Origin of the sequence: Klebsiella sp. MS 92-3 (genome assembly GCF_000195655.1) — a bacterium.
GTDB classification, from domain to species: domain Bacteria; phylum Pseudomonadota; class Gammaproteobacteria; order Enterobacterales; family Enterobacteriaceae; genus Klebsiella; species Klebsiella pneumoniae.
The window spans coordinates 1-11,491 of record NZ_GL882803.1 but is presented as its reverse complement, the minus strand read 5'-3'; the positions used below and the strand labels follow the sequence as shown (position 1 = coordinate 11,491).

At 57.2% G+C, this 11,491-nt stretch carries 7 protein-coding genes; 2 read left to right on the top strand and 5 right to left on the bottom strand.

Going from position 1 to position 11,491, the window contains the following annotated elements:
- Positions 1 to 3,651 (bottom strand): methionine synthase (gene metH, locus HMPREF9538_RS15010; RefSeq protein WP_032457095.1); only part of this gene is annotated, 3,651 nt, incomplete at its 3' end.
- A gap of 194 nt (positions 3,652 to 3,845) precedes the next feature.
- Here metH and iclR point away from each other — a divergent pair.
- Positions 3,846 to 4,676: a glyoxylate bypass operon transcriptional repressor IclR gene (iclR, locus tag HMPREF9538_RS15015; protein ID WP_002884578.1), complete on the top strand. Its 831-nt coding sequence runs from the start codon at positions 3,846 to 3,848 to the stop codon at positions 4,674 to 4,676.
- A gap of 50 nt (positions 4,677 to 4,726) precedes the next feature.
- Here iclR and aceK read toward each other — a convergent pair whose 3' ends face one another.
- From aceK to metA, 4 genes are all read right to left on the bottom strand, one after another.
- Positions 4,727 to 6,511 carry a bifunctional isocitrate dehydrogenase kinase/phosphatase gene (aceK, locus tag HMPREF9538_RS15020; RefSeq protein WP_009484987.1) on the bottom strand — a complete coding sequence of 595 codons (1,785 nt, stop codon included), beginning with the start codon at positions 6,509 to 6,511 and terminating at the stop codon, positions 4,727 to 4,729.
- 102 nt (positions 6,512 to 6,613) lie between these two features.
- Entirely contained in the window at positions 6,614 to 7,918 is a 1,305-nt protein-coding gene (gene aceA, locus HMPREF9538_RS15025) for an isocitrate lyase (protein WP_004192658.1), read from the bottom strand.
- A gap of 79 nt (positions 7,919 to 7,997) precedes the next feature.
- The gene (gene aceB, locus HMPREF9538_RS15030) at positions 7,998 to 9,599 is read right to left on the bottom strand and encodes a malate synthase A (protein WP_009484986.1); all 1,602 of its coding nucleotides are present in this window, start codon (positions 9,597 to 9,599) and stop codon (positions 7,998 to 8,000) included.
- Positions 9,600 to 9,859: 260 nt separating this feature from the next.
- Positions 9,860 to 10,789 carry a homoserine O-acetyltransferase MetA gene (metA, locus tag HMPREF9538_RS15035; RefSeq protein WP_004146576.1) on the bottom strand — a complete coding sequence of 310 codons (930 nt, stop codon included), beginning with the start codon at positions 10,787 to 10,789 and terminating at the stop codon, positions 9,860 to 9,862.
- 156 nt (positions 10,790 to 10,945) lie between these two features.
- Between metA and HMPREF9538_RS15040 the strand changes: the two genes are divergently transcribed.
- Positions 10,946 to 11,407, top strand: coding sequence for an acetyltransferase (locus tag HMPREF9538_RS15040; protein ID WP_004178258.1), 462 nt, complete (start codon positions 10,946 to 10,948; stop codon positions 11,405 to 11,407).
- Positions 11,408 to 11,491: the final 84 nt, after the last annotated feature.

Sequence of the window (11,491 nt, the reverse complement as noted above, 5' to 3'; positions counted from 1 at the left end):
CCAGCGCTCGACCTCCGCCGGCGTCATTCCTTTACGCAGCGCGTAATCTTCGACCTGATCGCGCTGGATCTGCGCCACGGCGAAGTACTTGCTATCCGGATGGCTGAAGTACCAGCCGGAAACCGATGCGCCCGGCCACATGGCGAACGATTCGGTGAGCTTCATGCCGGTATGGGCTTCGACGTCCAGTAGCTGCCAGATGGTCCCCTTTTCGGTATGCTCCGGACAGGCCGGATATCCCGGCGCCGGTCGGATCCCTTGGTAGTTCTCGCGAATAAGCTCCTCATTGCTGAGGTTCTCATTGGCCGCATATCCCCAGTAAACCTTGCGCACTTTCTCATGCAGATACTCGGCAAAGGCCTCCGCCAGGCGATCGGCGATGGCCTTGATCATGATCTTGTTATAGTCATCATGCTGCGCTTCATAGGCATCCGCCAGCGCGTCCTCTTCCAGGCCGCCGGTCACGGCGAAGGCGCCGATGTAGTCCGCCTTGCCGCTCAGCTTCGGCGCGACAAAATCGGCGAGGCAGTAGTTGGCGAAGCCAACCTTCTCCGTCTGCTGGCGCAGATGATGGCTCACCGTCAGCACGTGGGTGCGGGTTTCATCGCGATAGATTTCAATATCGTCGCCCACGCGGTTGGCCGGGAACAGACCCACCACGCCCCGCGGGTTCAGGGTTTTCTCTGCGCTCAGCTTATCCAGCAGCTCGTTAGCGTCTTTGAACAGGCGCTGCGCCTCTTCCCCTACCACTTCATCTTCCAGAATGCGCGGATATTTACCCGCCAGCGACCAGGTCATGAAGAACGGCGTCCAGTCGATGTAGTTGCGCAGAGTCTCGATACTGGCTTCCACCGTCTGTACTCCCAGACGATGAGCCACCGGCGGCGTGTAGCTCTCCCAGTCAAAGGCCAGATCGTTTTCCCGCGCGGCGGCAAGGGTCACTGGCGGCGTACGCGGTTTTTTACGCCCATGCTGGATACGCACCGTTTCATACTCTTTGCGCGTGCGGGCGACAAACTCGTCGCGCTGCGTGTCCGAGAGCAGCGCAGACACCACGCCGACGGTGCGCGAGGCGTTCTGTACGTAAACGGTCGGGCCGCTGTAGTTCTGCTCGATTTTCACCGCCGTATGCGCTTTCGAGGTGGTCGCGCCGCCTATCAGCAGCGGGATGGTAAAGCCCTGGCGCTCCATCTCTTTCGCCACGTTAACCATCTCGTCCAGCGATGGGGTAATCAGCCCGGAAAGACCAATTAGATCCGCGTTTACCTCTTTGGCCGTTTTGAGAATTTTATCCGCCGGGACCATCACGCCAAGATCGATGATTTCGTAGTTATTGCACTGCAGCACCACGCCGACGATGTTTTTGCCAATGTCATGAACGTCGCCTTTTACCGTGGCAATCACCATTTTGCCGTTACTGGAGCCCTGCTCTTTACTGGCTTCAATAAACGGCTCAAGGTAGGCCACCGCCTGTTTCATTACACGGGCGGATTTCACCACCTGCGGCAGGAACATTTTGCCTTCGCCGAACAGATCGCCGACCACGTTCATGCCGTCCATCAGCGGCCCTTCAATGACCTCAATCGGGCGGGCGGCCTGCTGACGCGCTTCTTCGGTGTCCTGTTCGATAAATTCGGTAATGCCCTTCACCAGCGAATATTCGAGGCGTTTTTTCACTTCCCAGGTGCGCCACTCCGCCTGCTGGGCATTCGCGCCGTCGTCCGCTTTGCTGCCGCGATATTTTTCCGCCAGCTCAAGTAACCGTTCGGTACTGTCATCGCGGCGGTTGAGGATCACGTCTTCGACCGCGTCGCGCAGCTCGCCCGGGAGGTCATCATAGATGGCCAGCTGACCGGCGTTGACGATCCCCATGTCCATGCCGTTGCGGATCGCGTAGTAGAGGAATACGGCGTGGATCGCCTCACGTACCGGGTCATTACCGCGGAAGGAGAAGGAGACGTTGGAGACCCCGCCGGAGATCAGCGCATGCGGCAGCTCGCGTTTGATGTCTTCGCAGGCGCCGATAAAGTCCTGTGCGTAGTTGTTATGCTCTTCGATACCGGTGGCGACGGCAAAGATATTGGGGTCGAAGATAATATCTTCCGGCGGGAAGCCGACCTCTTCGGTGAGGATTTTGTAGGCGCGACGGCAAATCTCAATTTTACGTTCGCGGGTGTCGGCCTGACCAACCTCGTCGAAAGCCATCACCACCACCGCGGCGCCGTAGCGGCGAACCAGTTTCGCATGGTGGATAAAGGATTCGACGCCCTCTTTCATCGAAATCGAGTTAACGATGCCTTTGCCCTGAATACATTTCAGGCCCTTTTCAATGACTTCCCACTTGGAAGAGTCAATCATGATCGGCACGCGGGCAATGTCCGGCTCGCCGGCAATCAGGTTAAGGAAACGCACCATCGCCGCTTCCGCGTCGAGCATCCCCTCGTCCATGTTGATATCGATAATCTGCGCGCCGCTTTCCACCTGCTGACGCGCAACGTCCAGCGCTTCGCTGTACTTCTCTTCTTTAATCAGCCGCTTAAATTTCGCCGAGCCGGTGACGTTAGTTCGTTCACCGACGTTAACGAACAGGCTATCGTCGCCGATATTCAACGGCTCCAGGCCGGCGAGGCGGCAGGCCACCGCAATTTCCGGCAACTGACGCGGCGGCAGGCCCGCTACCGCCCGGCTCATGGCGGCGATATGCTCCGGGGTGGTACCGCAGCAGCCGCCAACGATATTGAGGAAACCGGCTTCCGCCCATTCGCGAATTTGCGTCGCCATGGTGTCGGCGTCCAGATCGTATTCGCCGAAGGCGTTGGGCAGGCCGGCGTTCGGGTGCGCGGTGACGTAGCATTCGGCAATGCGCGACAGCTCCTGGACGTACTGCCGCAGCTCGTCCGGCCCGAGGGCGCAGTTCAGACCAAACGATAAGGCTTCGGCGTGACGCAGCGAGTTATAAAAGGCTTCGGTGGTCTGTCCGGAAAGCGTGCGGCCAGAGGCATCGGTAATGGTCCCGGAGATCATCAGCGGCAGGTCAACGCCTAACGCCTCCAGCTCCTCTTTCACCGCATAGATGGCCGCTTTAGCGTTCAGGGTGTCAAACACCGTTTCAATCAGGATCAGATCCACGCCGCCTTCCACCAGCGCCCGGGTGGATTCGCGATAGGCGGCCACCAGCTGGTCAAAGGTAATATTACGGAACGCCGGATCGTTCACATCAGGCGAGATAGAGGCGGTGCGGTTGGTCGGGCCAAGCACGCCCGCGACATAGCGCGGTTTTTCCGGCGTGCGGGCCGTCCAGGCGTCGGCGCTGGCGCGGGCCAGCTTCGCCGCGGCAAAGTTGATCTCGGCCGACAGGGATTCCATCTGGTAATCCGCCATCGCGATGGTCGTCGAGTTAAAGGTGTTGGTCTCAATGATATCCGCGCCGGCCTCGAAATAGGCGTCGTGGATCTCGCGGATCACTTCGGGTTTGCTGAGCACCAGCAGGTCGTTGTTGCCTTTCAGGTCGCACGGCCAGTCAGCAAAGCGCTCACCGCGAAAGTCCTGCTCACTCAGACGATAGCCCTGGATCATGGTGCCCATGCCCCCATCCAGAACCAGAATACGTTCTTTTAACTGCTGATGCAGTTGCTCAACTTTGCTGCTCACACTTGCTCCCGACAACGCTCGACTCAGGCCAAATAGCCAACAAACCATACTGGCATAAACCACCGGAGCGGAAAAGACAACAACGGGCAATATGAGACATGTTCAGCTTCACTCATCCGATGAGTCCGGTTGTGATTGCATTATTGCCAAATAAAACGAAAATTATTTCCACGATACAGAAAAAGGAGTTCGCGATGGCCACTACCCCCATTCCCGCGAAACGCGGCAGAAAACCCGCGGCTGCCACTGCCCAGCAGGCTGGCGGTCAGGTTCAGTCGCTGACCCGCGGCCTGAAATTACTCGAATGGATTGCCGAGTCCCACAGCAGCGTCGCGCTGACCGAACTGGCGCAGCAGGCGGGTCTGCCCAACTCCACGACTCACCGTCTGCTGACCACCATGCAACAGCTGGGCTTCGTCCGCCAGGTTGGCGAGCTGGGTCACTGGGCCGTCGGGGCGCATGCTTTCGTGGTCGGCAGCAGCTTTCTACAAAGCCGCAATCTGCTGGCCATTGTCCACCCGATCCTGCGCCAGCTGATGGAAGATTCCGGTGAAACGGTGAATCTGGCGGTGCTCGACCAGAGCGACCACCAGGCGATCATTATCGATCAGGTGCAGTGCACCCAGCTGATGCGGATGTCGGCGCCAATCGGCGGTAAACTGCCGATGCACGCTTCCGGCGCCGGGAAGGCGTTTCTCGCGCAGCTGAGCGAAGAGCAGGTTACCAGTCTGCTGCACCGTAAAGGGCTGCATGCCTATACGCATGCCACGCTGGTCTCCCCGCTGCATCTGAAGGAAGATTTAGCCCAGACCCGCAAGCGGGGCTACTCTTTCGATGATGAGGAGCACGCGCTCGGCCTGCGCTGCGTCGCCGCCTGCATTTACGATGAACATCGCGAACCGTTCGCGGCAATCTCCATCTCAGGCCCCATCTCGCGTATGACCGATGATCGGGTGACTGAGCTGGGCGCGCTGGTGATCAAGGCGGCGAAGGAAGTGACGCTGGCGTATGGCGGGGTTAAATAAAAAAATGCCCCAGAGGGGCATTTTAAGTAGGCCTGATAAGCGTAGCGCCATCAGGCAGATCGGCGCACCTTGCCGGATGGCGGCGTAAACGCCTTATCCGGCCTACTGTCGGCGCCATAGCGCACGCTAAAACGCTGCTTGCGCCGGTAGGCGTAGACATCTTCCACATGGCCGTTTTTAATCCGCATCTGCAGTGCGCGCCAGTAGTCGGCGCGCAGCAGGTCGGCATGCATCTCTTCAAACAGTGGCCCAATGCGCGGGTCGGCGCACAGCCAGTGGCGGAACTCCTCCGGAAACACATCGCCAGGCGAAACGCTGTACCACGGCTCGCTGGCCAGCTCATCCTCCGGATAGCGCGGCGGCGGGATCTCGCGAAAATTCACTTCCGTCATATAGCAGATTTCATCATAGTCGTAGAACACCACCCGGCCATGGCGGGTGACGCCGAAGTTTTTAAATAACATATCGCCGGGAAAGATGTTGGCGGCGGCCAGCTGGCGGATAGCATTGCCATACTCTTCTACCGCATCACGCAATGCCTGGCCGTTAACCTGCTCCAGCCACAGGTTGAGCGGCACCATTCGCCGTTCAATATAGAGATGGCTGATGACGATGCGGTCGCCGAGATCGGTGAGTTTGTTCCCCGCTTCCGCCTGCAGCAGCGCCAGCAGCGCCGGCGCGATTTGCCGTTTATCCAGCACGAAATTTTCAAACTCCTGGGTGTCCGCCATCCGCCCGACGCGGTCATGCTCCTTTACCAGCTGATAGCAAGCCCGCACATGGGCGGCGGTCATCTCTTTCTGCGGCGCAAAGCGGTCCTTGATCACCTTAAACACCCGGTCAAAGCCCGGCAGGGTAAACACCAGCATCACCATCCCGCGAATACCCGGCGCTTCAATAAACTGCTCATCGCAGCGAGTAATGTAGTGTAGATATTCGCGATAGCTTTCGGTTTTGGCGTGCTTCTGACAGCCAATCGCCATGTACAGCTCGGCCGTCGTTTTACCCGGCAAGATCTCGCGCAGCCATTCCACCAGCGCGCCGGGCAACGGCGCATAAACCATAAAATAGGAACGCGCGAAGCCAAAAACGATACTCGCTTCGGCATGGGTTGTGAGGCAGGTGTCAACAAACAGCTCACCCTCTTCGCTGCGGTGGATCGGCAGCAAAAAAGGCAGCGTCGCCATCGGCATGACCAGTTTGCCCACCAGCCAGGCGGCTTTATTGCGGTAGAACAGCTCATTGGCGACCTGCAGATGACAGGTGGCGAGCAGTTCCTCCCCCAGCGCCTCCTGCAGACTGGCAATGATATAGCCGATATCCCGCGCTTTGTTTCGCCACGGTAGCCGCAGCGGCAGATCGGACAGTACTTTACCCAGCAGGTGCGACCAACCGCGTTCCGGAAAGAAATCTTTCGCCAGCGGTCGCGGGAGGGTACGAAAGGGTCGCTCGGGCTGCGAGCTGAAAATAAAGAGCCGCTCGGGGGTCAGCGAGCGGTGGTCAAACAGGCGGCAATAGACCGAATTGAAAAAGCTCTCAGCAATTTCAAAGCGAGGGTAATCCGGTAAAAGTTGGGTGTACTGCTGTTTCACCCGCAGAAGAAAATCGACGTCGGTGCTTTTCCCTTCGGTGATGCAGCGCAGCTGCTCTACTACCAGGCCCACGTGGTGATCGTAGAGATGGATCCGCTGCTTCATCGCCTGCTGCACGGCGTGCCAGTCAGCCTGTTCAAAGCGCTGCTGCGCGCCGGAAGTGACTTCAAGAAAACGCCCATACTGCGCGTCAAATCCCTGCAATATCGTTTGGGCAATCAGTAATTCAAGACCACGCGTCATCGCTTTCCCCCATCCGGCGCCACGTCATGCCGGATGGCGCGCTCGCTTATCCGGCCTGCGTCCTCTTGCAGGCCCGGTCAGCGTCGCGCCACCGGGCATGGCTTAAAACTGATCTTCTTCGGTCGAGCCGGTCAGCGCCGTTACCGACGAGGTACCGCCCTGGATAATGGTGGTGACCTTGTCGAAGTAGCCGGTGCCCACCTCCTGCTGATGCGAGACGAAGGTGTAGCCTTCCGGCCCGGCGGCGAATTCCGGCTGCTGCACTTTCTCAACATAGTGGCGCATCCCCTCACCCTGAGCGTAGGCATGGGCGAGGTCGAACATGTTGAACCACATGCTGTGGATCCCCGCGAGGGTAATAAACTGGTACTTGTATCCCATGTCCGACAGCTGCTGCTGGAAGCTGGCGATGGTTTTATCATCGAGATTTTTCTTCCAGTTAAACGACGGCGAGCAGTTATAGGCCAGCAGTTTGCCCGGGAAACGCGCATGGATAGCCTCGGCAAAGCGGCGCGCCTGCTCGAGATCCGGTTTCGACGTTTCACACCACACCAGATCCGCATACGGCGCGTAGGCCAGCCCGCGGCTGATCGCCTGCTCGATCCCGGCGTGTGTGCGGAAGAACCCTTCGCTGGTGCGATCCCCGGTAATAAACTCACGATCGTACGGATCGCAGTCTGAGGTAATTAAATCCGCGGCGTCGGCATCGGTACGGGCGATGACCAGCGTCGGGACCCCCATCACGTCGGCCGCCAGACGCGCCGCCACCAGCTTCTGAATCGCCTCCTGAGTCGGAACCAGCACTTTACCGCCCATATGGCCGCACTTCTTCACCGATGCCAGCTGATCTTCGAAGTGAACAGCCGCTGCACCGGCTTCAATCATCGATTTCATCAGCTCAAAGGCGTTCAGGACGCCGCCAAAACCGGCCTCCGCATCCGCCACGATCGGCAGGAAGTAGTCGATAAAGCGCGGATCGTTCGGTTCAATTCCCGCTGACCACTGGATCTGATCGGCGCGGCGGAAGGTGTTGTTGATCCGATCCACCACCGCCGGTACCGAGTTGGCCGGATACAGCGATTGATCCGGATACATGCTGGACGCCAGGTTAGCATCCGCCGCCACCTGCCAGCCGGAGAGATAAATGGCTTCGATACCCGCCTTCGCCTGCTGCAAGGCCTGGCCGCCGGTCAGCGCGCCGAGACTGTTGACGTACCCTTTTTTCGCCTCCCCGTGCAGCAGACGCCACAGTTTCGCCGCGCCAAGCTGCGCCAGCGTGCATTCCGGATTCACCGAGCCGCGTAACTTCACCACTTCTTCCGCGCTGTAGGGACGGGTAATGCCTTCCCAGCGCGGGTTCGTCCATTCTTTGTTTAATTCTTCGATTTGTTGGGTACGGGTTTTCATGTGCAGATGCTCCATATAATTTCCTGGCTCCCCAGGCTCATAGGTGAAGGACTAAATGGCGAACCACACCATCTGGCGATTAGGCCAGCAGGCGGTAGCCCGGCAATGTCAGAAAATCAATTAGCTCGTCGGAGGTGGTGATCTGCTCCATCAGTCGCGCCGCATCGTCAAAGCGGCCGTGGCTGAAGCGGTGCTCTCCCAGCTCCTCCTGAATCACCATCAGCTCTTCCGCCAGCCACTGGCGGAACAGCGCCTTAGTGACTGGGGTACCGTCGTTCAGGGTTTTCTGATGATGGATCCACTGCCAGATAGAGGTGCGCGAGATCTCGGCCGTTGCGGCGTCTTCCATCAGGCCATAAATCGGTACGCAGCCGTTGCCGGAGATCCACGCTTCGATGTACTGCACCGCCACGCGAATGTTGGCGCGCATTCCGGCTTCCGTGCGTTCGCCCTCGCAGGGAGCCAGCAGTTGTTCAGCGGTAATTGGCGCATCCTCGCTCCGGGTGACCGAGAGCTGATTCGGCTTATCGCCCAGCACGCGGTCAAACACCGCCATGGCGGTATCCGCCAGGCCCGGGTGGGCGATCCAGGTCCCATCGTGACCGTTGTTGGCCTCCAGCTCTTTATCGGCGGTGACTTTACTCAGCACCTGGCGGTTACGTTCGGTATCTTTGCTCGGGATAAACGCCGCCATACCGCCCATCGCAAACGCGCCGCGTTTGTGGCAGGTCTTAATCAACAAGCGTGAGTAGGCGCTGAGGAAGGGTTTATCCATCGTCACCACCTGCCGGTCCGGCAGTACGCGATCCGGATGGTTTTTCAGCGTCTTGATATAGCTGAAGATGTAATCCCAGCGGCCGCAGTTCAGGCCAACAATATGGTCGCGCAGCGCATGCAGGATCTCATCCATCTGGAACACCGCTGGCAGCGTCTCAATCAGCAGCGTGGCCTTGATGGTGCCGCGCGGCAGGTCAAAGCGATCTTCCGTAAAACTGAAGACATCGTTCCACCATGCCGCCTCCTGCCAGGCCTGTGTTTTTGGCAGATAGAAGTAGGGACCACTTCCTTTCACCAGCAGCGCCTGGTAGTTATGAAAGAAATAGAGCGCAAAATCGAACAGGCTGCCGGGGATGGCCTCATTACGCCAGGTCACATGCTTTTCCGGCAGATGCAGGCCGCGCACACGGCATACCAGCACAGCGGGATTGGGCTGCAACTGATAGATTTTGCCGGCCTCGTTGGTGTAGCTGATGGTTCCGTTCACGGCATCGCGCAGGTTGATTTGACCATCAATGACTTTGCGCCAGTCAGGCGCCAGCGAATCCTCAAAGTCCGCCATAAAGACTTTGACGTTGGCATTCAGCGCGTTAATGACCATCTTGCGCTCGACGGGGCCGGTGATTTCCACGCGGCGATCCTGCAAATCAGCCGGGATACCGCGAATAGTCCAGTCGCCATTTCTAATGGAAGCAGTTTCCGAAATAAAATCCGGAAGCTGCCCGTCGTCAATAGCCTGCTGTTGCTGCAAACGCGCGGCCAGCAGCTTATTGCGCGCCGGCGTAAAGCGGCTCACCAGTTCCGTCAGAAATTCTACCGCCTCAGGCGTTAAGATCTGCTTCTCCTGCTCGCCATAGGGCTGACTAAAGGCCAGTTCATCGGTGATTGTCGCCTGCTGCGTCATTGTGCTGCTCCTCTTGGTTGATCCGCTGGAAGCGAGCGAAAGATCGTTGTGCAGTTTTCGCTCAGCACAATTAAGACTACTCAATTAATTTCCAAAATCAAAAACAATTTCCATTTTAATTTTAAATTATCATTAACACATTGATAACAATGAAATTAAAGTTATCATCGTGTATGAAGTGAATTTCGGAAATAAAAAAGGCACCCGAAGGTGCCAGAGGCAAAATGCTGAAACGCTTTAGGATCGTCTCACATAGAGTATTATTCCAGCGTCGGATTCATATGACGCAGATCGTATGGCGTAATCTGGTAGACGTAATAGTTAAGCCAGTTAGCGAACAGCAGATTGCCGTGGCTGCGCCAGGTGGCGCGCGGTTTGTTCTGCGGGTCGTTTTGTGGGAAATAGTTATGAGGTATCTCAGGGTTCAAACCGGCTTCCACATCGCGGAAATATTCGCTTGCCAGGGTATTGGCATCGTACTCCGGGTGGCCGGTGACAAAGGCGATGCGCTTATCTTTGCTGGCGAACAAATACGCATCGCCCTCTTCCGTCTCCGCGAGGATCTCAAGATCGGTATAGTCGCGAATAAGTCCGGCCGGAAAATCAGCATAGCGTGAGTGCGGGGCCAGGAAAGAGTCGTCGAAACCGCGGGTCAGTAAGGCGTGCGGATGAAGAATATGGTGTTCATAGACGCCGGAAATCTTTTCGGCGCGGGTCTGCTTGGGAATGCCGTACAGAATGTTCAGCGCGGCCTGAACCGCCCAACAGACGAACAGCGTCGAAGTGACGTGATCCTTGGCCCACTCCAGTACCTGTTTGATCTGCGGCCAGTAAGCAACATCGTTAAACTCAACCAGGCCTAAAGGAGCGCCGGTAACAATCAGGCCGTCAAAGTTCTGATCGCAGATCTCATCGAAATTACAGTAAAAGTTATTCAGATGCTCCGCAGGGGTATTACGCGACTCGCGCGCATCGATACGTAATAACTGGATATCCACCTGCAGCGGAGAGTTTGATAGCAGACGCAGGAACTGGTTTTCCGTCTCGATTTTCTTCGGCATCAGGTTGAGGATTAACACCTTCAGGGGGCGGATTTCCTGAGTCGTTGCACGTGTTGTCGTCATTACGAAGACGTTTTCATTGCGCAAGAAATTGACGGCTGGCAGCTCGTCCTGCACCCGAATTGGCATAACTGTATTACCTCATAGCATACGTATAAACGTTTAGACATCCAGATAGCTGAAGATAACCAGGAATCGGGTGAATGTCGAGTCTGCATGTACACGGTGAGAAAATTTCACGGCGCTTGTTGAGTTAGAATATAAGAATGTAGAAAAGGAGAAAGTATGGTTATTAACATCCGCCGTTCCCGGCCTGATGAAGGGGATAAACTGACTGCGATCTGGTGTCGGTCGGTCGACGCCACGCATGATTTTCTGACAAAAGCGTATCGAAAGGAGTTGGAGGAGATGGTACGCGCATTTTTACCGGAGGCTCCGCTGTGGGTGGCGGTTAATACGGAAGACCAGCCGATCGCCTTTATGCTGCTGACCGGAGATCATATGGATGCGCTGTTCGTCGATCCGGATGTCCGCGGCTGTGGCGTGGGGAAGTTGCTGATTGAGCATGCGCTGTCGTTAACGCCGAAGCTGACGACCAATGTAAATGAGCAGAATGAACAAGCGGTCGGGTTTTATCAGAAGATGGGTTTTAGGGTGACAGGGCGCTCTGAAACGGACGATCTGGGGCAACCGTATCCGTTATTGAATTTGATGTATGAGCAGCAGGCTGAAGCAGACTACGATTGACGTCGGTAACTTCGCGGCATTGATGTCCCCTCGGCCAGCAGGTGGCCGAGGATCTGTAGCCCCGGTAAGCGCAGCGCCACCGGG